Consider the following 23,774-nt stretch of genomic DNA (forward strand, 5'->3'; position numbering starts at 1 on the left):
TTTTTGTTTGAAACGTCCTGACATGCGGGCATAAAAAAGCCACCGAATAGTGTTCGGTGGCTGTGTCGTCTATGGAATCTGGCGATTACATCATGCCGCCCATTCCACCCATGCCGCCCATTGCTGCAGACGGGTCTAATTTATCGTCTTTCGGCAATTCGGTTACCATCGCTTCAGTGGTAATCATTAAACCTGCGATAGATGCCGCGAATTGTAATGCGGAACGGGTTACTTTAGTCGGATCCAAAATACCCATTGCGATCATATCGCCGTATTCTTCCGTACCGGCATTATAACCGTAGTTACCTTCGCCGTTTTTCACTGCGCTGGCAACCACGGAAGCTTCTTCGCCGGCATTGGCTACGATTTGACGAAGCGGCGCTTCCATTGCACGTAATGCCAGTTTGATACCGACGTTTTGTTCTTCATTATCGCCTTGCAGATTTGCCGCCGCTTTGCTTGCAGCCCGAATTAAAGCGACGCCGCCGCCGGCAACGATACCTTCTTCAACCGCAGCGCGGGTTGCGTGCAACGCGTCTTCCACGCGGTCTTTTTTCTCTTTCATTTCCACTTCGGTTGCCGCACCGACTTTAATGACTGCGACACCGCCGGCAAGTTTCGCCACACGTTCTTGCAGTTTTTCTTTGTCGTAATCGGAAGTGGATTCTTCGATTTGTTGACGAATTTGTGCTACACGACCTTTGATTTGCGCTTCATCGCCTACGCCGTCGATAATGGTTGTGTTGTCTTTGTTAATAACGACACGTTTAGCCTGACCTAAATCTTCCAATGCGGCTTTTTCCAGTTCCATACCGATTTCTTCGGAAATGACGGTACCGGCGGTAAGAATTGCGATGTCTTGCAACATAGCTTTACGACGATCGCCGAAGCCCGGCGCTTTCACCGCCGCCACTTTCACGATACCGCGCATGGTGTTAACCACTAAAGTTGCCAACGCTTCGCCTTCCACATCTTCTGCGATGATTAATAACGGTTTGCCCGCTTTAGCCACGGCTTCTAAAACCGGTAATAATTCGCGGATATTGGAGATTTTTTTATCCACCAATAAAATATACGGATTATCCATTTCAACCGTTGCGGTTTCCGGTTTGTTGATGAAGTACGGCGATAAATAACCGCGATCGAATTGCATACCTTCAACGACATCCAATTCGTCTTCCAGACCGGTGCCGTCTTCAACGGTAATCACGCCTTCTTTACCTACTTTTTCCATGGCTTGCGCGATTAATTGACCGACAATGCTGTCACTATTTGCGGAAATCGTCCCCACCTGTTCGATTTCTTTCGACGTTTCGCAAGGTTTGGAAAGGGCTTTCAATTCGGATACCACTGCCGCCACCGCTTTGTCGATACCGCGTTTTAAATCCATCGGGTTCATACCCGCCGCCACGGCTTTTAAGCCTTCGTTGACAATAGCTTGCGCTAAAACCGTTGCGGTGGTGGTACCGTCGCCCGCGGCATCATTTGCTTTAGACGCCACTTCTTTTACCATTTGTGCGCCCATGTTTTCGAATTTATCTTCCAATTCGATTTCACGCGCAACGGAAACGCCGTCTTTGGTGATGGTCGGTGCGCCGAAAGATTTGTCTAAAATCACGTTACGACCTTTAGGACCTAAGGTCACTTTTACCGCATCTGCCAATACGTTTACGCCCGCTAACATTTTTACGCGCGCATCATTACCGAATTTAACGTCTTTTGCTGCCATTTTTATATTCCTTTTAATTTGATGATGACGTATGTCGTACGCCTCTGTGAAATTTTTTAAATTATCAAAACTCGGTCAAAACCGACCGCACTTCTATTATTTGTATTATTCGACAATCGCTAAAATATCGTTTTCAGAAATGATTAATACTTCTTCGCCGTCGATTTTTTCCGCTTTTACGCCGTAGCCGTCGTTGAAAATGACGGTGTCGCCCACTTTAACGTCCAAAGGCTGTACTGTGCCGTTTTCCAGCACGCGACCTTTACCTACCGCCAAGACTTTGGCTCGGGTGGATTTTGTCGCTGCGGAACCGGTTAATACGATACCGCCGGCAGAAAGGGTTTCTACTTCTTCACGTTTAATAATTACACGATCGTGTAAAGGACGAATTGCCATGTTTATACTCCTATGAAAATTGAATTGATTTCATGCTTTTTTTATATAGGGCAGAAAAAACGGCTTTCAAGGGGGAGTAAGAAAAATTATTTTAAAAAACTAAAATAATCCCTGCGGGCTATTGTTCAAGCGTTTTAAAAAGGGTATATTCACGCAAACCTTTCTTTTTACTAATTTATTAAAGGATATCGTTATGGGTGGTATTAGTATTTGGCAACTGCTGATTATTGTGGCAATCGTCGTATTGTTATTCGGTACCAAAAAATTACGTACGCTGGGTTCCGATCTGGGCGAATCCGTCAAAGGCTTCAAAAAGGCGATGGCGGAAGAACCGAAAGATGCCGAATTCAAGTCTTTAGATAAAGCGGAAAACACGGCGCAAACTAAAAAAGAAGAAAAAGAGAAAGAACAGGCATAATCCGTGTTTGATATCGGTTTTTCTGAATTACTGCTGATTTTTATTGTGGGTCTGGTGGTTCTGGGCCCGCAACGTATGCCTGTAGCCGTCCGTACGGTAATGAAATGGGTGCGAACCGTTCGCGGTTTAGCGGCCAACGTGCAAAACGAGCTATCGCAGGAACTGAAATTACAGGAATTGCAGGAAAGCATTAAAAAAGCGGAAAATCTTAATCTGAAAACCCTTTCGCCGGATTTGGCAAAAACCGTGGATGAACTGAAAGCGTCGGCGGAGAAAATGAAAGCGGATTTGGATAAGCAGGCGTCGGATGCAAACAAAACCCTTGAAGAGCAGATTAAGGATGTACGTGAAGCGAATTTCCGGCAATCTCAGAGCCAAGCGGATGAAGTAGCGGAAACGTTAGAAAAAACGCCGCAAAATGCGACCGCACTTGAAAGTGAAAATTTGCAAACCGCTACGACGGAAGTCGCCGAAAATACCGCAGCAACCATGTCAAACGAAGCTTCGCTGGACGAACAGTTAGCAAAGTATATTGATCAATACCATCCTGCCGAGGATGTTCAACCCGTATCTTCTTCAGAGAAAAACGTATGAATCAGGTGGAAGAAACTCAACCGCTTATTTCCCATCTTGTGGAACTGCGTAATCGCTTATTGCGTTGCCTAGTTTGCATTTTGCTGGTTTTCTGCGCGTTGGTTTATTTTTCCAATGATATTTATCATCTAATTGCCACGCCGTTGCTGAATGCGATGCCGCAAGGTTCTACCATGATCGCTACCAACGTAGCGGCGCCCTTTTTTACGCCGATTAAGCTGACGGGTATTGCGGCGATTTTTTTGTCGGTGCCGTTTTTGCTGTATCAAATCTGGGCGTTTGTCGCACCGGCGCTGTATCAGCATGAGAAACGTCTGGTTTACCCGTTATTGATTTCCAGTACGATTTTGTTTTATCTCGGCGTTGCCTTTGCGTATTACGTGGTTTTTCCGTTGGTGTTCAGTTTTCTGACCGGCACCACCCCCGAAGGTGTGGCGATGGCGACGGACATTAGCAGTTATCTGGATTTTGTGTTAACCCTGTTTCTGGCTTTCGGCATCTGTTTTGAAGTGCCGGTGGCAATTATACTGTTGTGTTGGAGTGGCGTGACGACGCCGGAAGATTTAAAAAGCAAACGTCCGTATATCATTGTTACCGCATTTGTCGCTGGCATGCTACTGACGCCACCGGATATTTTTTCACAGACTTTATTGGCGATTCCGATGTGTTTGTTATTTGAAGTGGGCGTGATTTGTGCAAGATTTTATCGCCCGAGAGGCGATGATGATCAGCAAAGTGCGGTCGAAAATTAACCGAATTTTAATTCTTGGAAGTGGGCAAATATGCCCACTGTTTGTTTATAAAAAGGAATGATGATATGGCTCAACAATATTTTACGGGTTATCCAAGCCGTCGTTTACGCCGTATGCGTAAAAACGATTTCAGCCGTCGTTTAATGGCGGAAAATAAACTGACCGCAGATGATTTAATTTATCCGGTCTTTATTATGGAAGGCGAAAATCAGCGCGAGCCGGTACCTTCTATGCCGAAGGTGGAACGCTTGACCATCGATCAGTTATTAACGGAAGCCGGCTTACTGGTAAAATACGGCGTACCGGTTATCGCGTTATTTCCGGTAGTCGGTCAGGAGAAAAAATCCTTGATGGCGGAGGAAGCCTATAATCCGAACGGTTTGGTACAAAGAGCGGTACGCGCATTGAAGGCGGCATATCCCGAACTTGGCGTATTAACGGATGTGGCGTTGGACCCTTATACCCTGCACGGACAAGACGGTATTATCGACGAAACCGGTTATGTGCTGAATGAAGTGACCAGCGAAGTGCTGGTAAAACAAGCGTTATCCCATGCAGAAGCCGGTGCGGACATTGTGGCGCCGAGCGATATGATGGACGGGCGAATCGGTAAAATCCGCGTAATGTTAGAAGAAAAGGGGTACATCAACACACTGATTATGGCCTATGCCGCAAAATACGCCTCGAATTATTACGGACCGTTCCGCGATGCCGTCGGTTCTTCCGGTAATCTGAAGGGCGGTGATAAGAAAACCTATCAACTGGATCCCGCTAACGGTAACGAAGGTCTGCAGGAAGTGGCGTTAGATATTGCGGAAGGGGCGGATATGGTCATGGTTAAACCGGGAATGCCGTATCTGGATATGGTCTATCGCGTTAAAGAAGAATTCGGCGTGCCGACTTTCGCTTATCAGGTTTCCGGTGAATACGCTATGCATTGCGCCGCTATTCAAAACGGTTGGTTGAAAGAAAAAGAATGTATTATGGAAGGCTTGCTCTGTTTTAAACGAGCCGGTGCGGACGGTATTTTGACTTATTTTGCCAAACAGGTTGCCCGGTGGCTGTATGAAGAAGGCAAGAATAACTAATTCATTTTACTAAAAAAGGGAGTTTGCAACTCCCTTTTTGTCGTTTTGACATCCGACCGTAAAAGTGCGGTCGGATTTTCTTGAGTTTTTATTATCCGGGATTAGTCTGCTATTTTTTTCTCGAAACGTTCGTTTGCGAAGTCCCAGTTCACCACGTTCCAGAATTCTTTAATGTAGTCCGGACGACGGTTTTGGAATTTCAGGTAATAGGCGTGTTCCCACACGTCTAAACCGATAATCGGATAGCCTTCGCAACCGGCAATTTCTTTACCCATTAACGGAGAATCTTGGTTAGCGGTTGAAACCACAGCCAATTTATCGTTTTCTTGCAGGACTAACCACGCCCAGCCTGAGCCGAAACGACCGGCCGCCGCTTTTTCGAATTCCGTCCGGAATGCTTCGACGGAACCGAAATCACGCACGATCGCATCTTTTAATGGGCCCTGTAAAGCGGTACCTTTTTTCAGATTTTTCCAGAAGAAAGTATGGTTGGCGTGGCCGCCGATGTTATTACGAGCCGCAGTAAATTGAGCGGCGGGGATTTTATTTAAATTTTTTAATACGGAACCGGGGCAACCTTCAGCTGCTAATGCCGCCGCTTCCGGTGATGATTCCAATACCGCATTTGCATTGTTGACATAGGTTTGATGGTGTTTGGTATGGTGGATTTCCATTGTTAACGCATCAAAATGAGGTTCTAAAGCGTCATAGGCGTAGCCTAATTCAGGTAATGTGTAAGCCATAAAGTTTCCTTGTTTTCCAGTGTGTTTGTAAAAAGCACGATCATTTTAGCAGTAAAATTGATTTAGATCATTAAAAATGTAAATTTTCTAAAAAAATGCTCCGCTAAAACGGAGCAATTTACCTTTATTCAACATTTATTTTAAACGACGGCTATGCGCTTTCAATTGCGCCGCATAGTCATCCCAATCCGTAATCGGACGGGTTGCCACACCGCTGTCCATTGCCGCTTTGGCCACTGCCGGCGCAATACGGGTGATTAAACGGGAATCAAATGCAGTCGGAATAATATATTCCGGACCGAAAGACATGGCTTTGTTGCCGTAAGCCGCCAACACTTCTGCAGTCGGTTCTTCTAATGCTAAATCGGCGATAGCGCGAACGGTCGCCATTTTCATTTCTTCGTTAATTTCGGTCGCGCCTACATCTAATGCGCCGCGGAAAATGAACGGGAAACAAAGCACATTGTTTACTTGGTTCGGATAGTCCGAACGACCGGTACAGACGATAGCGTCTTCACGAGCGGCATGCGCCTCAGGCGGAGTAATTTCCGGATCAGGGTTAGCCAATGCCAAAATCAGCGGATGGGATGCCATGGTTTTTACCATTTCAGGCGTTAATGCACCGGCGGCGGAACAACCTAAGAATACATCGGCGTTTGAAATAGCATCCGCTAATGTGCGCGCTCCGGTGTCTTTTTGCGCAAAGGCTTTTTTGGTTTCGTCCATTTTGTTATCACGGCCTTCAAAGATTACGCCTTTTGAGTCGCATACGGTAATGTTTTCGCGTTTTACGCCTAATGAAATTAATAAATTCAGGCATGCGATAGAGGCTGCACCGGCACCGGACGCGACTAATTTGACATCTTCGATTTTTTTGTTTTGAATGCGTAAACCGTTTAATACGGCCGCGGAACTGATGATGGCGGTACCGTGCTGGTCATCGTGGAAAACAGGAATTCCCATGCGTTCGCGTAAGGCTTTTTCGATATAGAAACATTCCGGTGCTTTAATGTCTTCGAGATTGATGCCGCCGAAGGTCGGTTCTAATGCCGCGACGATTTCAACGAATTTTTCCGGATTACTTTCATCGATTTCGATATCGAATACATCAACGCCGGCAAATTTTTTGAATAATACGCCTTTGCCTTCCATAACCGGTTTTCCCGCCAATGCGCCGATATTGCCTAATCCCAAGACGGCCGAGCCGTTGGAAATTACGCCGACTAGATTGCCGCGAGCGGTGTAACGATAAGATTTTGCAGGATCCTGTTGAATGGCTAAGCAAGGTTCGGCAACGCCGGGAGAATAGGCAAGAGCCAAATCGCCTTGGCTTTCTAATGGTTTAGTCGGTGTAACGGAAATTTTACCCGGGACGGGAAATTCGTGAAAATCGAGTGCTTTTTGACTTAAATCTGACATGATTTTTCCTTTTAATTATGAGTGGTGATTAATATAAAAGCAAGCGTTTGGCATTATAGATCATTTTACAAAAATTTTACAAAATTTAACCGCACTTTAGCGTAAAATACCTGAAATTAATTAAAATAAGGCAAATTATGAGATTGGATAAATTTATTGCACAACAAACGGGGTTAACCCGCTCTCAGGCAACCAAATCGATTCGTCAGGGTGTTGTGGAAGTAAACGGTAATATGGAAAAAAGCGGAGCCTTGAAAGTTTCGCCGCAGGATGAGATCGTATTTGACGGCGAACCTTTGCCGTGGTTGGAAGGATTGCAATATTTTATGCTGAATAAACCGCAAGGTTACGTATGTTCCCATGAGGACGGCGATTATCCGACGGTTTATCAGTTTTTCGATTATCCGCTGGCGGGCAAGCTGCATACCGCAGGACGGCTGGATGCGGATACTACCGGTTTGGTGTTGTTGACGGATGACGGACAATGGTCTCACCGAGTGACTTCACCGAAACATTATTGTGAGAAAACTTATTTGGTGACCTTGGCGGATCCGGTGGAAAGCAATTATCAGTCGGCTTGCGAACAGGGCATTTTATTACGCGGCGAAAAGGAAGCGACGAAGCCGGCAAAACTGGAAATTATCGACGATTATAATGTAAATTTAACCATCACCGAAGGACGCTATCATCAGGTGAAACGTATGTTTGCGGCGTTAGGCAACAAAGTGGTGGCATTACATCGTTGGCGGGTCGGCACGGTGGTGCTGGACGACGATTTGGAAGAAGGCGGATTTCGTGCTTTAACTCAACAGGAAATAGAGGCATTGCTATGAGCGAACGGAAAGTGAGCTTGCTGTTTATCATTACTCTCGGCATTTTATCCATGTTGCCGCCTCTCGGTATAGATATGTATTTACCGTCTTTTCTGCATATTGCGCAGGATCTTCAGGTGAATGCGGAGCAGGTTCAGCATACATTAACGTTTTTTACTTTCGGTATGGCGACGGGGCAGTTGTTCTGGGGACCGGTCGGTGACAGTTACGGGCGTAAACCGATTATTTTATTGGGCGTGCTGGTGGCGGCGGTGGTCGCGTTCATTTTAACCGGTGTAAATTCTATTCAAAATTTCACCGCACTTCGCTTTACTCAGGGCTTTTTCGGCTCTGCGCCGGTGGTGTTGGTCGGCGCTTTATTACGGGATTTATTCGACAAAAACGAATTATCGAAAATGATGTCGATTATTACGTTAATTTTCATGATTGCGCCGTTACTTGCCCCGATTATCGGCGGCTATATCGTGAAATTTTTCCATTGGCACATGATTTTTTATGTGATTTGTATGATGGGTTTGCTGAGTGCGTTATTGGTGCTGCTGGTTATTCCGGAAACCCATCGCCGAGAAAACCGCATTCCTTTGCGATTGAATATTGTGGCGCGTAATTTTGTCACCTTGTGGCAGCAAAAAGAAGTGCTGGGTTATATGCTTTCCTCGGGCTTAGGTTTCGGTGGCATTTTCGCTTTTCTTACCGCCGGTTCCATTGTGTATATCGGGTTGTACGGCGTTCCCGTGGATCAATTCGGTTATTTCTTTATGCTGAATATCGCCATGATGACGATTTCCTCTATGGCGAACGGACGCTTTGTGCAGAAAGTCGGGGCGGAGCGGATGCTGCGCATAGGTTTGGTCGTTCAATGTTGCGCCGGTTTGTTTTTGATTAGCGTGGCGTGGTTTGATTTAGGGTTTTGGCCGATGGCCTTAGGCGTGGCGCTGTTTGTGGGGCCGAATCCGTTGATTTCGTCTAATGCCATGGCCTCGATTCTGGAAAAATTTCCCCATATGGCGGGCACGGCGAATTCCATTGCCGGCAGTACGCGATTCGGTTTGGGCGCGACGGTGGGATCTTTGGTGGCGTTGATGAAAATGGATACCGCCAAACCGATGCTGCTGACGATGGGAACCTGCACGATTCTCGCCATAAGCTGCTATTACTTTTTAACTTATCGCCATGCGGGCGGGAAATAACGGAAGAAATCGAATATGGCGCTACGGAAATGTCCAGAATGTCGGCGAAAAATCAGCGAAAGTGCGGAAATTTGTCCTCATTGCGGTTTTTCTTTCAAGGCGGCGGATCTTGAACTTTACAAACAAAAACTGGAACAGCGCCGTTTGCACAATCGGGAGTTAAATAAGCAAAATGCCAGAGTTCAGTTGGTTTGGCTGCTGATTTTTGCCGCAGTCATCGGGCTTGCCGCCTGGTGGCGGAATTAATGCCGAAGGGAGAAATGGAATCACGTAAAGTGCGGTCAAAAAAACGAAAGAATTTTTCGGTAATATACGGCACTAGCATAAAGGCCGGTTAACTAGAAATTGATACATCCAATAAACAAGGAATTTTTTATTATGGCGTACAAATTTTCTGACAACGGATTGGGTTAACTATAGTTTAAGTCGAATAAAAATCAAGAAATAGAATTGAAAGGGCAAAAACGTGCTCTATTTTCGTAAAATTAAAAAAATCTAAGAGTTAACCTCTTGTATTGTTGCTTCATAAGTTAATGGACTTGTAAAATAGCAAATTTAATTATGGACATTTTAAAAAGGAACATTACAATGCCTAACAGCACAGCACAGCCTTGCCAATTTTTCACTTAAAAATCAACAACTTTTACAATTAAAATCCATTCTTCCTGAAATTTTTTGTGAAAACGAAATTGACTTCGAGAAGTTCAAACAGCTTTTCTCAAATGAAATCACCACCGGCACCGACCGCTATATGCTCAATTGGGCGGGTAAATCGGCAGCCTATCAAACCTTACAAACCCCAACCTTTAAAACACTCACGCCTTGTGTCGAAGAGAGCGTGGATTTTGAACATACTCAAAATGTATTTATCGAAGGTGAAAACCTTGATGTGTTAAAGGTGTTGCAAAAATCCTATTTCAATTCCGTCAAAATGATTTATATCGACCCGCCTTATAACACGGGTAATGATTTTATCTATAAGGATAATTTTGCCGAAAGCAAAGCCGAATACGCCGAAAGAGTGGGTGATTTGGACGCAGACGGCAAGCTCAAACGTGCTTTTGTGCGAAACAGCAAGGAAAATGGGCATTATCACAGCAACTGGCTGAATATGATGTTGCCCCGTTTGCACCTTGCCAAAAATTTGCTGACCGATGACGGCGTGATTTTTATTTCTATTGATGATAATGAACAGGCACAACTGAAATTATTATGTGATGAAGTGTTTGGGGAGGAGAATTTTGTGGCAATATTATCTACTGAAAACAATCCTAAAGGCAGAAAAAATTCTAAATATATTTCTATTAGTAATGACTTTTGTCTCATTTATGCTAAAAATAAAGAACAGGGATGTTTCATAGAAAATATTCCTAAAAATGAAAAAGATATGAAGCAGGATGAAAATGGCAACTACGTACATTCAAGTGGTAAGCGAGTTTTAGTTGGTGAAAATGAATTTAATAACTTTGTAACTGACTTTAGCTCAGATAAACACTATTCTATATATTTTAATAAAGATGAAGACGATTTTATTATAAGAACAGAAATTAATATTTTAGATAAAGATGATAATTTAATTAATCAAGGATACATAAGATATGTTTCTTTTTTTGGAGAGCATTTTGTAGAAAATACATATACAAAATCTAGAATCTTAGAATTATATGAAGATGAAGCATTGGAATTCTCAGCAGATAAAATTTATGAGAAAAATTTTAGCGATACAGTACGAATGAAAAGTATGCTAAATAATAGATCTTATAAAGCTATATCCGATGGGAAATTAATTGATTATAAATTAGATCTCAAAACTACATCAGCAGGAACTTTTTTAAAGGAACTATTTAATACCAAAATTCCTGTATTTTCTGCACCTAAAAATATTAATTTTTTAAAGCATTTAATAACTTTATTTGAAGATAAATATTTTATTGCTTTAGATTTTTTTGCTGGAAGTTCGTCATTTCCACATTCAGTTTTAGATTTGAATTATTCTGATGGTGGTCAACGTAAATTTATAGCAGTTCAATATCCAGAAGAAATAGATATAACAACCAAAAATGGAAAAGTAGCAAATAAATTCTGCAAAGAAAATAATTTAAGATCTTATATAACTGAGATTTCTAAAGAACGCATCCGCCGTGCCGGTAAACACATTTTGCAAAATAATGCTGAAAACCGACCGCTTGATGTGGGGTTTAAGGTATTTAAACTCACGGAAAGCCATTTTAAACAATGGCAATCGCCTACGGCAGAAAATTTAGCTGATCAACTGGAAATGTTTATCGATCCTGTGAGCGAGCAAACGGATACGCAAGCAGTGCTTTATGAAATTTTATTGCGGTTGGGCTTAAAACTGACGGCAAAAGTGCGATTGGAAAATCAGGTGTTTTGGGTGGAAGACGAAAACGGACAAACTTTTGCCTTAATGCTTACGGAAATCAATGATGAGATGATTGAAAAGGTGATTGCTACACAGCCGAAAAAAGTCGTTACCCTAGACCGTTTATTCAACGGCAATGACGCACAAAAGAAAAACACCGAATTGCAAATGCAAGATGCGGATATTGCGTTTTTTGTGATTTAAGGGGGCAAAATGAAACTCCAATTTGAAACCTTAGATTACCAACTTAATGCCGTAAATGCGGCGGTGAATTTGTTTATCGGGCAGCCGAATGCGACTAGTGGATTTGCGTTAAGATCGCAAAATGATTTGCGTTTTATCCCGAATTTACCGTTGCAAATCAGCGATGAACAATTACAGCAAAATTTAGCTAATCAGCAAAATTATCAAAAAATCGACCGCACTTTGCTTAGCGAAAACGGTAAAAATTTTACCGTGGAGATGGAAACGGGAACGGGCAAAACCTATGTTTATTTACGCACCATTTTTGAGCTGAACAAACAATACGGTTGGCAAAAATTTGTGATTGTGGTGCCGAGCGTTGCCATTCGTGAGGGGGTATTGCATACCCTTGACATCACGCAAACGCATTTTAACCATGTGTTTGATAAGCCAAGCGTTAGCCCGAAGTTTGAATATAAAAGCAATCAGCTTTCCCGTTTAAAAACCTTTGCGAACAGTAATCATATTGAGATTTTGGTGATGAATATTGATGCTTTTGCCAAAGACAGCAATGTGATTAATACCATCAACGAAAGTGGCGAAGCACCCATCAGCTATATTCAAAAAGCCAATCCGATTGTCATCATTGATGAACCGCAAAATATGGAAACGGACATTCGCCGCAATGCGATTGAGAGCTTAAATCCGCTGTTTACCTTGCGTTATTCGGCAACCCATAAAAATGCCTATAACCCGATTTTCAGCTTAAACCCTGTGCAAGCTTATGAGCTAGGCTTGGTGAAACAGATCGAAGTGGACAGTGTAGTGGCAGAAAATGAGGTAAATGGCGTTTATCTTGCGTTAAAAGAGATCAAAACTGCGGCAAAAAGTTGGTCGGCAAAAATTGAGTTATTGTTTAACGATAGCAAAGCAATGAAGAAAAAAGTCGTGACTGTGAAACCTAATCAGGATTTGTACGATTTTTCCAATCAAAACGAAATGTATCGTTCCGGTTTTATTTTGAGCGGAATGGATGCGGAAAGCCAAATGGTAGAATTTTCTAACGGCACACAGATTTTTCAAGGCGTTGATCATTCTCAGCTAAAAGACGATTTGCAAAAAATGCAAATTCGCCGAACCGTTGCCGAACATTTGCAAAAAGAGAAGAAATTACGGCCGCTTGGAGTGAAAGTTTTATCGCTATTTTTTATTGATAAAGTAGATAACTACCGCTCATCTGCAGAAAAACCTTCAGGGGGCAAATTTGCACAATGGTTTGAAGAAATTTATCGTGAATTAGCGAAAGAAGAACCGAGCGGCGTACACAACGGCTATTTTTCGCAAGATAAAAAAGGCGTGGCGAAAGATACCAACGGCACCACGCAAGTGGACAATGACACTTATCAGCTGATTATGCGAGATAAAGAAAAATTGCTTTCTTTGGATAATCCGTTGCGTTTTATTTTTTCTCATTCCGCCTTGCGAGAAGGTTGGGATAACCCGAATGTGTTTCAAATTTGCACCTTAAACGACACTGCAAGCGAAATGAAAAAACGCCAAGAAATTGGGCGGGGCTTGCGACTGCCGGTTAATCAGCATGGGCAGCGTATTTATGATCGCGCTCAAAGTACGCTCACGGTAATTGCCAATGAAAGTTATGAACAATTTGCGGCAACGTTACAACGTGAAATTGAAGAAGATTGTGGCGTGAAATTCGCTAAAAGTCATATTAAAAAACGGGAAGATAAACGAGAAGTACGTTATCGCAAAGATTTCAGTTTGCACCCTGATTTTGTAGCAATTTGGGAGCGCATTAAGCAGCAAACCACTTATCGAGTAAATTTCAGTAACGATGAATTGATTGAACGTGCGGTGGAAAAAATCCACAAAATGCCAGCCATTGAAGCGACTAAAATTAAACACGCTAAAGCGAAATTGGTCATTGATGAAAGCGGTATTGCGACCGATTATCGTGCGGCAGGCGAAACAACCGTCCATTCGCAATGGGCAATTCCTGCGTTACTGAATGAATTGCAAAAGAAAACGGGACTTACCCGAATAACCCTTTGCAAAATTTTGCAACAATCTGACCGCTTGCAAGAGGTGTTTCGTAATCCGCAACGTTTTATAGATTTGGTGGCGGAAAAAATCAATGCGGTATTGCAACTTATTATGGCAGACGGCATCGAGTATCGAAAAATTGCCGGGAAAAGTTATGAAATGACGTTGTTCAGGGATTTTGAGTTTTATGCCAACCCATATACTTTCGCCGTAAACGATAAAACGAAAACCATTTATGAAGATTGTATTTCGCTGGACTCCACCACCGAATATACCTTTGCCAAACATTGCGAAAGCAGCGAAGACATTGAATTTTATTTTAAATTGCCTGAACGTTTCAAAATCCCCACTCCGTTGGGTAATTACAATCCTGACTGGGCAGTGGTGTTTAAAGGAGAAAATAAAATCTATTTTGTTGCCGAAACCAAAAATACCGGCAAAGGTATTCAAAGTGGCGTAGATGAAGACAAATTACGTGAAAATGAGCAGCTGAAAATTGCCTATGCCCGTAAGAATTTCCACTATTTACGCTTGGATTATCCGGATTTGGATTATCAAGTGGTGGAGAACGTCGAGGAATTATCGGGTCAGTATCGAAATCTTAGATAATAAAGGCACATTAAATCTAACCCTCTACAAATTCAATGCCCTTAACTTGATAGATAAAGTTAGGGGCATAAAATTCTATTGTGGAGAGGATTTGTTTTGTACGAGTGCTCTATAATACCAAAAAACAAAAGAATTTTTGCCCGCACTTTTTGTTCGCGGTGAGTTAAGCATCGGCTTTTCTGCGCCGGTTTAATGCGTTTAATACCGGCGGCGGGACGAATTGATCCACGTTGCCGTTGTGTAGATAAATTTCCCGTACAATGGTGGACGAAACGTAAGACCATTGCTCGGTGGACGGCAGGAACAAGCTTTCCACGCCCTGCGAAAGTACGCGGTTTAAGTGGGCTAATTGCAATTCGTATTCAAAATCCATCGTGGTGCGCATGCCGCGAATAATGGCGGTGATGTCGTGTTCTTTCACCGCATCCGCCAGCAAACCGGAAAAACCGATAACGCGCACATTCGGCAAATGCGCCACGCTTTCTTCCGCTAATTGTACGCGATCCTGCAGGTCGAATAACGGTTTTTTGGTCGGGCTGGCCGCCACCGCCACAATCACTTGCGGAAACAGCACCGCCGTGCGTTCGATAATATCCAAATGCCCGTTGGTGATTGGGTCAAATGTGCCGGGGTAAATCACAGTTTTCATATTACTTCTCTAAATAGGGTTTCAATAAATCCAATAACCGTTGTAACGCGCCACGGTTTTCCGTTAACACGGTGTAACCCGCATTAGCGAGCCGTTCGCGCAGTGTTTTATTATCTAATAGATCGGTTACCGCTTGCGAAAGTACGGCATCGTTTTCCTCGATTTCAATAACGCCGCCTACTTGCTTTAATTTGGCGAAAACTTCGGGAAAATTAAAGGTGTATTTTCCGCTGATGACCGGGCATTTAAAAGCCAGCGGTTCCAACGGATTGTGTCCGCCCCGTTTAATCAGACTGCCCCCTACAAAGGCGACGTCCGCCACACCGTACAGCAACATCAGTTCACCCATAGTGTCACCCAGAAAAATCTGCGTATCGGCATTCGGTGTATTGTCTGTGGCCCGGCGGGCATAGGTAAAGCCGGCGCTTTCGATCATGTCCGCCACCGCTCTAAAATGTTCGGGATGACGCGGCACTAAAACGAGTAATAAATTCGGGTATTTTTGCAGTAAAGTGCGGTGCGATTTTAAGATGATTTCTTCTTCGCCTTCGTGAGTACTGGCGGCAATCCAAACCGGGCGGTTACCTATAACGGATTTTAACATATTGATTTTATTCAGTAATTCATCACCGATATGTAAGTCGTATTTGATATTGCCGGTTAGGCGGAGTTTACCCTGATAGCCGATGTCCCGATAACGTTTCGCGCTGAAATCATCCTGCGGCGCGATGAGTTCGATTTCGTTTAACATTTCTTGCAGGGAATGTTTGAATTTTCCGTAGCGGCGGGCGGAACGGGCGGAAAGCCGTGCGTTGGCGATAACGCACGGAATATGACGGCGATACAGCCCGTGTATCAGATTCGGCCATAATTCGGTTTCAATCACGATGCAGAGCTTCGGACGGATAAAAGCGATGAAGCGGGTAACGGCGTCAGGCAAATCGTAAGGCAGATAAACATGAGCGACGCTTTCGCCGAATGCCGTTTTGACACGCTCGGAACCGGTCGGAGTCATGGTAGTGACGGTGACGGCAAGTTCGGGATAATCCGCCTGAATGCGACGGATTAACGGTGTGGCGGCAATCACTTCACCCACCGATGCGGCATGTACCAGTACGCCTTGAGCTTGCGGCGGGGTAAGATTGCGGTAAAGACCGTAACGTTCGCCGAAACGGCGACGGTATTCGGGGGCTTTCAGGCTGCGAATCAGCATAAACAGCAACACAAAAGGTTGCAGCAGATACATTAATAGAGTGTAAAAATGGCGCATGGCTGTCCGAAATCGGGAAAATCTACCGATAGTATAAAGATAAAAAAAGTGCGGTCAAATTTAACCGCACTTTGAGAAGATTTTCCGCTATTAAGCCTTCGCTGCCGCCGCGGCTTTTACGATTACTGCGAACGCGGGAGCTTTTAATGACGCGCCGCCCACTAATGCACCGTCAATATCCGGTTGTGTGAACAGTTCGGCTGCGTTTGCATCGTTTACGGAACCGCCGTATTGGATGATGACTTGATCCGCTACCGCTTGAGATTTCGCCGCAATATGAGCGCGAATAAAAGCATGCACCGCTTGTGCCTGAGCCGGAGTGGCGGATTTGCCGGTACCGATTGCCCAAATCGGTTCATAAGCGATAACCGCACCGTTAAAGGCTTCTACGCCTAAAGCGTTGATGACGGCATCAATTTGACGGGAAACCACTTCTTCCGTTTTGCCCGCTTCATTTTCCTCTTCGGTTTCACCGATACATAAAACCGGGGTTAAACCCGCTTCTTTTAAGGCGGAGAATTTTTTCGCGATGAATTCGTCACTTTCTTTGTGATAAGTACGGCGCTCGGAATGACCGATAATGATATATTTCGCACCGAAATCTTTTAACATTTCGGTAGAGATGTCACCGGTGAACGCGCCTTTTACGTTTACGTCCACATTTTGTGAACCTAAGGCTATTTTGCTGTCGGCAAGCGCGGTTTCCGCTTCAGCCAAGTACATTACCGGCGGTGCGATAGCGACGTCACAGCCTTCTACGCCGGCCAGTTCGGTTTTTAAGCCTTCGATTAATTCTCTGGTGAACGCTTTACTGCCGTTTAATTTCCAGTTACCCATTACTAATGGTTTACGAGATGCCATGTTTTTTAATCTCCGTGTGAATAAAACAAACGTGTTTAATATACCAAATTTTTGTTAGCATTTTCGGCTTTTTTCACAGTTTTTTGATCTAACGGGTGATTATTTTTCCGTTAGCGGGTAGAATTCACAGCGTATTTTTGCTATTTTTTAATCAATTTTGTACTAAGTGAACCCCATTATGCGTATTTTCAAAGCCGAACAATGGAATCTGGCGGTGCTTCTGCCGTTATTTGAGGAATACCGGTTAGCCCACGGAATGTCGGAAAATCCCGACCGAACTTTAACGTTTTTGAATAACCGAATCCGTTTCAGTGAAAGTATTTTTTTTATAGCGATTAACGAACACGAAAAGGCAGTGGGGTTTATCCAGCTTTATCCGCGTTTGTCTTCGTTGCAGTTACAGCGTTACTGGCAGTTGACGGATATTTTCGTGAAAGACGGCAAGTATAAAAACGATATTTATAAGGCTTTGATTGAAAAAGCGAAAGAATTTGTCAGTTTTACTCAGTCGAATATTCTGACGGTGGAACAGGATCAGCAACAGCGCAATATTCTGGAAATGGAAGGGTTTAAACTGAATCCGCGGAAATCGGTGTTTGAACTGATTTTGTAAAGGAAAATTAAGCAATGACCGCCCGAAGTGCGGTCATTTTTTTACGGTTTTTTACTATTTTTTAGCCGGTGTGACATCAAGCACTTCTACATCGAAATGTAAGGTTGAATTTGCCGGAATCGTGCCTAAATCCTGATCGCCATAAGCTAATTTAGGTGGAATGACCAATTCGATTTTACCACCTTTTTTCACTAATTGCAGACCCTCCGTCCAGCCCGGAATTACTTGGTTCAATGCGAATTCGGCAGGTTGTCCGCGTTCTACCGAACTGTCGAATACGGTGCCGTTCGGTAATTTACCGGTGTAATGCACTTTTACGCTGTCTTCCGGTTTAATGACATCACCTTCACCCGGAGTTTGGATGCGATACAAAAGACCGGATTCGGTTTCTTTCACACCTTCCTGTTGTTTGAATTCGGCAATGAATTTTTCGCCGTCAGCTTGCGCCTGCTTGGCGGCTTCAGCCGCTTTTGCCGCGTCTTCTTTGGCCTTTTCTTCCGTCGCTTTGCTGAGTTTATCGTTTAAATCCGTTAAGGTTTTTTGCAATTCCTGATTTTGGGTTAAATCCACTTTACCCGCCAACGCATCTTTTACGCCGGAAACGAGTTTATCCTGATCGTAATTCATGACTTCTTTTTGGGAATCTACCAAACCTTTCAGGTCGGAACCCAATAATACACCCACGGCATAAGAGGGATCTTTCACTAAATCCGCATTTTCAGCAACCGGAGCCGCCTGAGTTTCTGTAGCCGGTGAGGCCGCTTTGTCTTTTTCATTACAGGCTGCGGTGACAAAAACAGCACCGACTAATAATGCGACTGCTGAGAGTTTTTGAATTTTTAACATTGTTTTTCCTCTGTGTTTTCCTCTGTATAGGGTAGAATAGTGAATTAGAGTAAAGCTTTATCCCCTGATGCACAACCTTTTTATTTAAAATATTATGCAAAATCTTGAAGAACGAATCGCCGAATTAGAAATGAAAATTACATTCCAAGATAATTTATTAGAGGAGCTAAACCTTGCATTAGTTCAACAACAATTTGTGATTGATCGCATACAGGTGCAATTACGCCATTTGACGGCGAAATTGAAGGATATGCAACCCTCGAATATTGCCGATCAGGCGGAAGAGACGCCGCCGCCTCATTATTAACATGAAAAAAACGTTACTTTTTATGACCGCACTTCTTTTATTGAACGGGTGCGGAACCGTCGTTCAGTTGATTAACCCTGCCAATAAATACGAAGCTTATGACGGTACGCGATACGATTGGCAGCAGGCCCAGAAATGGGGGCTGCCGATTTTGGACTTGCCTCTTTCGTTTTTATTGGATACCGCTTTGTTACCTTATGTTTGGTCGCAACAAGAATGAAATTAAATCCTCAGCAACAAACCGCCGTTGAATTTACCAGCGGACCCTGTTTGGTCCTGGCGGGGGCGGGTTCGGGAAAGACCCGCGTTATTATTAATAAGATCGCTTATCTTATCGGTAAGTGCGGCTATTTACCGCGTCAAATCGCCGCCGTCACCTTCACCAATAAAGCGGCACGGGAAATGAAGGAACGGGTCGCCCATTCCATCGGCAAAGGGCAAACCAAAGGATTGATTGTCTCTACTTTTCATACTTTAGGCTTCGATATTATTAAGCGCGAATACAAATATTTGGGCTTTAAGGCCAATATGACGCTGTTTGACGAACACGACCAAATGGCGTTGTTAAAAGAGTTGACCGCAGATTATCTGCAGGAAGACAAGGATTTGTTGCGGGAATTGGTGATGCGGATTTCCAACTGGAAAAACGATTTGATTTTGCCGGAACAAGCTCTGGCGTCGGCGAAAGATCAAAAACAGCAGGTTTTTGCCCGTTGTTATGTTCGTTACGCCAATCAAATGCACGCCTATAACGCTTTGGATTTTGACGATTTAATCATGTTGCCGACCTTGTTGTTGAAGCAGAACGAAGACCTGCGGTCGAAATGGCAGACCAAAATTAAATATTTGCTGATAGACGAATATCAAGATACCAATACCAGTCAGTACGAACTGATTAAACTGCTGGTAGGCACGCGGGCGCGTTTCACCGTAGTAGGAGATGATGATCAGTCCATTTATTCCTGGCGCGGGGCGCGACCGCAGAATATGGTACGTTTGCGTGACGATTTTCCTCAATTGAAGGTAATCAAGCTGGAACAGAATTATCGTTCCACCCAGCGCATTCTGCACTGCGCCAATATTTTGATTGATAATAACGCTCATGTATTCGAGAAAAAATTATTCTCGAATTTGGGGGAAGGAGAACCTTTACAGGTTATCGAAGCAAAAAATGAAGAACACGAAGCGGAACGGGTAGTCGCGGAATTAATTGCCCACCGATTCTCGCATAAAACCAAATATAAAGATTACGCCGTTTTATATCGCGGTAATCATCAATCCCGTTTGTTGGAAAAAATACTGATGCAAAACCGTATCCCGTATAAAATTTCTGGCGGTACTTCTTTTTTCAGTCGTATGGAAATTAAGGATATGATGGCGTATTTGCGAGTGCTGGTAAATCAGGACGACGATGCTGCACTACTGCGGATTATCAATACGCCGAAACGGGAAATCGGTGCGGTAACGCTGGAAAAACTGGGAATGCTGGCACATGAAAAGCATATCAGCCTGTTTGAGGCCATTTTCGATTTTGATTTAATTCATCGTGTGACGCCGAAAGCCTACAATGCGTTACAGCATTTCGCTCGTTGGTTGGTGGAACTAAATGACGAATTGTTACGTTCCGAGCCGGAACGGGCGGTAAAACGCATGCTGGCGCAAATTCACTACGAAGAATATTTATATGAAAATGCCGTTAGCCCGAAAGCGGCGGAAATGCAAAGTAAAAATGTCGCTACGTTGTTCGAATGGGTGGGCGGCATGTTGCAGGGCGATGAGTATAGTGAGCCGATGACGCTGGATCAGGTGGTGACGCGTTTAACATTACGCGATATGCAGGAACGGGGTGAAGATGACGACGAAAGTGATCAGGTACAACTGATGACTTTACATGCGTCAAAAGGATTGGAATTTCCCCATGTGTTTTTAGTGGGAATGGAGGAGGGACTGTTACCGCACCAGAGCAGTATTGACGAGGATAATATCGAGGAAGAACGCCGTTTGGCATATGTAGGTATTACCCGTGCGCAACGGACATTGCGTTTTACTTTATGTAAAGAGCGTCGTCAATACGGCGAGTTGATTAAACCGGAAGCCAGCCGTTTTTTATTAGAGTTACCACAGGATGACGTACAATGGGAACGGGATAAACCGCCGATGACGGAACAACAAAAGCAGCAAAAGGCATCCGCCAATATTGCGAATCTGCGCGCTATCTTGGCGCAATCCAAAGCGAAATTGTAGAGTATTTAGTCAAACGGGCATTTTTTTATAAAAAGCGTTTGACTTCATCTCAGAAATCCGTATCATACGGCGCACAAACCGATTGCGGTGAGATGGCCGAGCTGGCTGAAGGCGCTCCCCTGCTAAGGGAGTATGGGGTCAAAAACTCCATCGAGGGTTCGAATCCCTCTTTCACCGCCATTTTGTTTGTTTACCACAAATTAATTGATTAAATTTAATTCTGCACCCGTAGCTCAGCTGGATAGAGTACTCGGCTACGAACCGAGCGGTCAGAGGTTCGAATCCTCTCGGGTGCGCCATTTAACGGTTTACTCTATCAATAAGTTAAATAGTGAGAATTAAAAGTAATTTATTAAAACCAATACGCACCCGTAGCTCAGCTGGATAGAGTACTCGGCTACGAACCGAGCGGTCAAAGGTTCGAATCCTTTCGGGTGCGCCATCTTTACTTTTCATCTGAATTTTTCTTTTCCTGTTTATTTTAATTTCGTTTATTGGTAAATTTTTGCTCCGTATAATGGAATTATGCCTTATAATCAAATCCATTGTTTATCAGTCATTTTTAAGGTTAAAAAATAATTTTTTGACCGTACTTTAATTTGTTTGGAAATATTGGGAATAAAAATGTTAGCGCAATCTGTTATCAATCAATATGATGCTTTAATTTTCGATATGGACGGTACGCTCATCGATACTATGCCCAGCCATGCTCAAGCCTGGGAAAAAGTCGGTCGGCAATTAGGTTATCCGATTACCGGCGACATTATGTACGAATTGGGTGGTGCGCCGGTACGGACTATTGCACAGGAAACCTGTCGCCGTTACGGTATTCCGGCGGATTTATTGGATGAAGTCGTTCGGCTAAAGCGCCGGTTCGGTTTTGAAATGGTGGAATTGAATGCGGAGTTGCTGCCGGCGTTTAATATTGTAAAGGCTAATTTAGGGCGGCGCGCTATGGCGCTCGGTACCGGTTCGCACCGAAATATGGTGAATATGTTGCTGGATAAATTCGAGCTACGCCCTTATTTTAATGCTATCGTGGATGCCGATGAAGTGAATGCTCATAAACCGGATCCGGAAACTTTTCTGAAATGTGCCGAGAAAGTCGACGTTCGTCCGCAATCCTGTCTGGTATTTGAAGATGCCGATCTCGGCATACAGGCGGCATTAAACGGCGGGATGGACGTATTTGACGTGCGCACCAATATACTGCGAGCCGCATAATGACAACGGCGTTGATGTTAATGCAGGCGGGGTATGCTCACCTTGCCGGTAAACCGGATTTTGCCGATTTGCGTTTACGCTGCCGTGAAATGTTATTCGATTATAATAATGTGTTGCGTCCCTCACAAAAAATGGAAAAAACGGCATTAATCAAAAAAATTCTGGGTAAAACCGGTGAGAATATCAAAATAAACACGCCGTTTTTTTGCGATTACGGCTTTCAAATCGAAACGGGCGAAAATTTTTTCGCAAATACCGGATGTACTATGCTGGATAGCGGCGGAATCCGTATCGGCGATAATGTAATGTTCGGTCCAAATGTGAGTTTATATACGGTGGAGCATCCTCTCGATGCACAACTTCGTCACGCAGGTTGGGAACACGGACGGAAAATTGTTATTGGGAATAATGTGTGGGTATGCGGCAGCGTCGTCATTCTGGGCGGAGTGACTATCGGCGATAACGCGGTAATCGGTGCCGGCTCGGTTGTAACCAAAGATATTCCGGCCAACAGTTTGGCGGTGGGAAATCCTTGTTGCGTACAGCGAGAAATCAGGGACGAGGATCGTCGGTTTTATCTGACAACGTACATAAAAAACGATTAATTTTTTGACCGCACTTTTGCCGGGGAGTAGCCGTTATCCGCACATTTTTCATCGCAGGTGTACAAGCGGAAAACGGCGGCATGATTTGCAGCATAAAAAAAAACCGCTCTTTTCCTTGCGGAATTGAGCGGTGAATATAACCTAAGGAACCAATTTTTTTATTATTAATCACAACTGCAAGTTGCTTGTATTCTAGGACAGATGGGTTTTTATTAAGTTCAAATTTTTTTAAGGAATTTTTATGCCTTTATTAGATAGTTTTAAAGTTGATCACACTAAAATGCAGGCACCGGCTGTCCGCATCGCCAAAACCATGACTACGCCGAAAGGGGATTTGATTACGGTTTTCGATTTACGTTTTTGCGTTCCTAATAAAGAAATCATGTCGCCGAAAGGGATTCACACGCTTGAGCATCTGTTCGCCGGATTTATGCGTGCGCATTTGAATAGTGACGAAGTGGAAATTATCGATATTTCTCCGATGGGATGTCGTACCGGTTTTTATATGTCGCTTATCGGAGCGCCGAGCGAACGCCGGGTGGCGGACGCATGGCTGGCGGCAATGCATGATATTTTGAACGTGCAGGATCAAAGTAAAATTCCGGAATTGAATATTTATCAATGCGGGACTTATACCGAACACTCGCTTAGTGATGCCCATGCTACGGCGCAACATGTAATTACGCGCGGAATCGGGATCAATAAAAACGAAGAATTATTGTTAGACGAATCTTTACTGACCGAATAAGGAGCGACA

The 23,774-nt window shown here is 43.9% G+C and carries 23 protein-coding genes, 3 tRNA genes and 1 pseudogene; 19 read left to right on the top strand and 8 right to left on the bottom strand.

Translation table 11 applies throughout. The features are described from left to right. Positions 1–85: 85 nt before the first annotated feature. Together groL and ASUC_RS03430 are read right to left on the bottom strand one after the other, a co-directional pair. A complete protein-coding gene (gene groL, locus ASUC_RS03425) occupies positions 86–1,729 on the bottom strand; it encodes a chaperonin GroEL (RefSeq protein ID WP_012072415.1) in 1,644 nt (547 codons plus the stop codon). 105 nt (positions 1,730–1,834) lie between these two features. Further along, positions 1,835–2,125, bottom strand: a complete 291-nt coding sequence (locus ASUC_RS03430; RefSeq protein WP_012072416.1) for a co-chaperone GroES — start codon at positions 2,123–2,125, stop codon at positions 1,835–1,837. A gap of 193 nt (positions 2,126–2,318) precedes the next feature. On the opposite strand from ASUC_RS03430, the gene tatA reads away from it, so the two are divergent. The 4 genes from tatA to hemB all read left to right on the top strand — a co-directional run bounded on the left by tatA (position 2,319) and on the right by hemB (position 4,977). Next, positions 2,319–2,543: a Sec-independent protein translocase subunit TatA gene (gene tatA / locus ASUC_RS03435; protein WP_012072417.1), complete on the top strand. Its 225-nt coding sequence runs from the start codon at positions 2,319–2,321 to the stop codon at positions 2,541–2,543. A 3-nt stretch (positions 2,544–2,546) separates the two neighbouring features. After that, positions 2,547–3,137, top strand: coding sequence for a Sec-independent protein translocase protein TatB (tatB, locus tag ASUC_RS03440; protein WP_012072418.1), 591 nt, complete (start codon positions 2,547–2,549; stop codon positions 3,135–3,137). Further along, positions 3,134–3,889, top strand: a complete 756-nt coding sequence (tatC, locus tag ASUC_RS03445) for a twin-arginine translocase subunit TatC (RefSeq protein WP_012072419.1) — start codon at positions 3,134–3,136, stop codon at positions 3,887–3,889. The genes tatB and tatC overlap by 4 nt, the downstream gene beginning before the upstream one ends. Positions 3,890–3,954: 65 nt before the next feature. Further along, positions 3,955–4,977: a porphobilinogen synthase gene (hemB, locus tag ASUC_RS03450; RefSeq protein ID WP_012072420.1), complete on the top strand. Its 1,023-nt coding sequence runs from the start codon at positions 3,955–3,957 to the stop codon at positions 4,975–4,977. A gap of 101 nt (positions 4,978–5,078) precedes the next feature. Here the strand turns inward: hemB and sodA are convergent, their stop codons facing one another. Further along, complete coding sequence (sodA, locus tag ASUC_RS03455) at positions 5,079–5,720, bottom strand: superoxide dismutase [Mn] (RefSeq protein ID WP_012072421.1); 642 nt, start codon at positions 5,718–5,720, stop codon at positions 5,079–5,081. A gap of 162 nt (positions 5,721–5,882) precedes the next feature. After that, positions 5,883–7,139, bottom strand: a pseudogene (locus ASUC_RS03460) (malic enzyme-like NAD(P)-binding protein); the annotation flags it as partial. A gap of 137 nt (positions 7,140–7,276) precedes the next feature. Here ASUC_RS03460 and rsuA point away from each other — a divergent pair. From rsuA to ASUC_RS03485, 5 genes are all read left to right on the top strand, one after another. After that, positions 7,277–7,972 (top strand): 16S rRNA pseudouridine(516) synthase RsuA, encoded by a 696-nt coding sequence (rsuA, locus tag ASUC_RS03465; RefSeq protein ID WP_012072423.1) that lies wholly within the window; start codon positions 7,277–7,279, stop codon positions 7,970–7,972. Further along, positions 7,969–9,162 carry a Bcr/CflA family multidrug efflux MFS transporter gene (locus tag ASUC_RS03470; RefSeq protein ID WP_012072424.1) on the top strand — a complete coding sequence of 398 codons (1,194 nt, stop codon included), beginning with the start codon at positions 7,969–7,971 and terminating at the stop codon, positions 9,160–9,162. Before rsuA ends, ASUC_RS03470 begins: the two co-directional genes overlap by 4 nt. A gap of 15 nt (positions 9,163–9,177) precedes the next feature. After that, the gene (locus tag ASUC_RS03475) at positions 9,178–9,408 is read left to right on the top strand and encodes a zinc ribbon domain-containing protein (RefSeq protein WP_012072425.1); all 231 of its coding nucleotides are present in this window, start codon (positions 9,178–9,180) and stop codon (positions 9,406–9,408) included. Positions 9,409–9,913: 505 nt separating this feature from the next. After that, positions 9,914–11,749 (top strand): site-specific DNA-methyltransferase, encoded by a 1,836-nt coding sequence (locus ASUC_RS03480; RefSeq protein WP_012072426.1) that lies wholly within the window; start codon positions 9,914–9,916, stop codon positions 11,747–11,749. A 9-nt stretch (positions 11,750–11,758) separates the two neighbouring features. Continuing rightward, a complete protein-coding gene (locus tag ASUC_RS03485; RefSeq protein WP_012072427.1) occupies positions 11,759–14,398 on the top strand; it encodes a restriction endonuclease in 2,640 nt (879 codons plus the stop codon). 163 nt (positions 14,399–14,561) lie between these two features. Here the strand turns inward: ASUC_RS03485 and coaD are convergent, their stop codons facing one another. The 3 genes from coaD to tpiA all read right to left on the bottom strand — a co-directional run bounded on the left by coaD (position 14,562) and on the right by tpiA (position 17,178). Then, positions 14,562–15,047: a pantetheine-phosphate adenylyltransferase gene (coaD, locus tag ASUC_RS03490; protein WP_012072428.1), complete on the bottom strand. Its 486-nt coding sequence runs from the start codon at positions 15,045–15,047 to the stop codon at positions 14,562–14,564. Position 15,048: 1 nt separating this feature from the next. Beyond that, positions 15,049–16,317, bottom strand: a complete 1,269-nt coding sequence (gene waaA / locus ASUC_RS03495; RefSeq protein ID WP_012072429.1) for a lipid IV(A) 3-deoxy-D-manno-octulosonic acid transferase — start codon at positions 16,315–16,317, stop codon at positions 15,049–15,051. 90 nt (positions 16,318–16,407) lie between these two features. Next, positions 16,408–17,178, bottom strand: coding sequence for a triose-phosphate isomerase (tpiA, locus tag ASUC_RS03500; protein WP_012072430.1), 771 nt, complete (start codon positions 17,176–17,178; stop codon positions 16,408–16,410). Positions 17,179–17,356: 178 nt separating this feature from the next. On the opposite strand from tpiA, the gene ASUC_RS03505 reads away from it, so the two are divergent. After that, the gene (locus ASUC_RS03505; RefSeq protein WP_012072431.1) at positions 17,357–17,791 is read left to right on the top strand and encodes a hypothetical protein; all 435 of its coding nucleotides are present in this window, start codon (positions 17,357–17,359) and stop codon (positions 17,789–17,791) included. 54 nt (positions 17,792–17,845) lie between these two features. Here the strand turns inward: ASUC_RS03505 and fkpA are convergent, their stop codons facing one another. Continuing rightward, positions 17,846–18,637 carry an FKBP-type peptidyl-prolyl cis-trans isomerase gene (gene fkpA, locus ASUC_RS03510; RefSeq protein WP_012072432.1) on the bottom strand — a complete coding sequence of 264 codons (792 nt, stop codon included), beginning with the start codon at positions 18,635–18,637 and terminating at the stop codon, positions 17,846–17,848. A gap of 94 nt (positions 18,638–18,731) precedes the next feature. Between fkpA and ASUC_RS03515 the strand changes: the two genes are divergently transcribed. From ASUC_RS03515 to luxS, 9 genes are all read left to right on the top strand, one after another. Continuing rightward, entirely contained in the window at positions 18,732–18,944 is a 213-nt protein-coding gene (locus tag ASUC_RS03515; RefSeq protein ID WP_012072433.1) for a SlyX family protein, read from the top strand. A 1-nt stretch (position 18,945) separates the two neighbouring features. After that, on the top strand, positions 18,946–19,164 hold the full coding sequence (locus ASUC_RS03520; RefSeq protein WP_012072434.1) for a YceK/YidQ family lipoprotein: 219 nt from the start codon (positions 18,946–18,948) through the stop codon (positions 19,162–19,164). Next, complete coding sequence (rep, locus tag ASUC_RS03525) at positions 19,161–21,188, top strand: DNA helicase Rep (RefSeq protein WP_012072435.1); 2,028 nt, start codon at positions 19,161–19,163, stop codon at positions 21,186–21,188. The genes ASUC_RS03520 and rep overlap by 4 nt, the downstream gene beginning before the upstream one ends. A gap of 86 nt (positions 21,189–21,274) precedes the next feature. Further along, positions 21,275–21,368, top strand: a tRNA-Ser gene (locus ASUC_RS03530). Between the two features lie 42 nt (positions 21,369–21,410). Continuing rightward, positions 21,411–21,487: transfer RNA gene (locus tag ASUC_RS03535), tRNA-Arg, on the top strand. Positions 21,488–21,553: 66 nt separating this feature from the next. Next, positions 21,554–21,630 (top strand) — tRNA-Arg (locus tag ASUC_RS03540). Between the two features lie 182 nt (positions 21,631–21,812). Further along, positions 21,813–22,412 (top strand): beta-phosphoglucomutase family hydrolase, encoded by a 600-nt coding sequence (locus ASUC_RS03545; protein ID WP_012072436.1) that lies wholly within the window; start codon positions 21,813–21,815, stop codon positions 22,410–22,412. Then, positions 22,412–23,017, top strand: coding sequence for a sugar O-acetyltransferase (locus ASUC_RS03550; protein WP_012072437.1), 606 nt, complete (start codon positions 22,412–22,414; stop codon positions 23,015–23,017). Before ASUC_RS03545 ends, ASUC_RS03550 begins: the two co-directional genes overlap by 1 nt. Positions 23,018–23,258: 241 nt before the next feature. Further along, the gene (gene luxS / locus ASUC_RS03555) at positions 23,259–23,765 is read left to right on the top strand and encodes an S-ribosylhomocysteine lyase (protein WP_012072438.1); all 507 of its coding nucleotides are present in this window, start codon (positions 23,259–23,261) and stop codon (positions 23,763–23,765) included. Positions 23,766–23,774: the final 9 nt, after the last annotated feature.

This window comes from Actinobacillus succinogenes 130Z (assembly GCF_000017245.1).
Classification (GTDB): Bacteria; Pseudomonadota; Gammaproteobacteria; order Enterobacterales; family Pasteurellaceae; genus Exercitatus; species Exercitatus succinogenes.

Coding starts and splice junctions, on each gene's coding strand:
- groL (WP_012072415.1), bottom strand. CDS start 1,729: ATGGCAGCAAAAGACGTTAAATTCGGTAATGATGCGCGCGTAAAAATG.
- ASUC_RS03430 (WP_012072416.1), bottom strand. CDS start 2,125: ATGGCAATTCGTCCTTTACACGATCGTGTAATTATTAAACGTGAAGAA.
- tatA (WP_012072417.1), top strand. CDS start 2,319: ATGGGTGGTATTAGTATTTGGCAACTGCTGATTATTGTGGCAATCGTC.
- tatC (WP_012072419.1), top strand. CDS start 3,134: ATGAATCAGGTGGAAGAAACTCAACCGCTTATTTCCCATCTTGTGGAA.
- hemB (WP_012072420.1), top strand. CDS start 3,955: ATGGCTCAACAATATTTTACGGGTTATCCAAGCCGTCGTTTACGCCGT.
- sodA (WP_012072421.1), bottom strand. CDS start 5,720: ATGGCTTACACATTACCTGAATTAGGCTACGCCTATGACGCTTTAGAA.
- rsuA (WP_012072423.1), top strand. CDS start 7,277: ATGAGATTGGATAAATTTATTGCACAACAAACGGGGTTAACCCGCTCT.
- ASUC_RS03470 (WP_012072424.1), top strand. CDS start 7,969: ATGAGCGAACGGAAAGTGAGCTTGCTGTTTATCATTACTCTCGGCATT.
- ASUC_RS03475 (WP_012072425.1), top strand. CDS start 9,178: ATGGCGCTACGGAAATGTCCAGAATGTCGGCGAAAAATCAGCGAAAGT.
- ASUC_RS03480 (WP_012072426.1), top strand. CDS start 9,914: ATGCTCAATTGGGCGGGTAAATCGGCAGCCTATCAAACCTTACAAACC.
- ASUC_RS03485 (WP_012072427.1), top strand. CDS start 11,759: ATGAAACTCCAATTTGAAACCTTAGATTACCAACTTAATGCCGTAAAT.
- coaD (WP_012072428.1), bottom strand. CDS start 15,047: ATGAAAACTGTGATTTACCCCGGCACATTTGACCCAATCACCAACGGG.
- waaA (WP_012072429.1), bottom strand. CDS start 16,317: ATGCGCCATTTTTACACTCTATTAATGTATCTGCTGCAACCTTTTGTG.
- tpiA (WP_012072430.1), bottom strand. CDS start 17,178: ATGGCATCTCGTAAACCATTAGTAATGGGTAACTGGAAATTAAACGGC.
- ASUC_RS03505 (WP_012072431.1), top strand. CDS start 17,357: ATGCGTATTTTCAAAGCCGAACAATGGAATCTGGCGGTGCTTCTGCCG.
- fkpA (WP_012072432.1), bottom strand. CDS start 18,637: ATGTTAAAAATTCAAAAACTCTCAGCAGTCGCATTATTAGTCGGTGCT.
- ASUC_RS03515 (WP_012072433.1), top strand. CDS start 18,732: ATGCAAAATCTTGAAGAACGAATCGCCGAATTAGAAATGAAAATTACA.
- ASUC_RS03520 (WP_012072434.1), top strand. CDS start 18,946: ATGAAAAAAACGTTACTTTTTATGACCGCACTTCTTTTATTGAACGGG.
- rep (WP_012072435.1), top strand. CDS start 19,161: ATGAAATTAAATCCTCAGCAACAAACCGCCGTTGAATTTACCAGCGGA.
- ASUC_RS03545 (WP_012072436.1), top strand. CDS start 21,813: ATGTTAGCGCAATCTGTTATCAATCAATATGATGCTTTAATTTTCGAT.
- ASUC_RS03550 (WP_012072437.1), top strand. CDS start 22,412: ATGACAACGGCGTTGATGTTAATGCAGGCGGGGTATGCTCACCTTGCC.
- luxS (WP_012072438.1), top strand. CDS start 23,259: ATGCCTTTATTAGATAGTTTTAAAGTTGATCACACTAAAATGCAGGCA.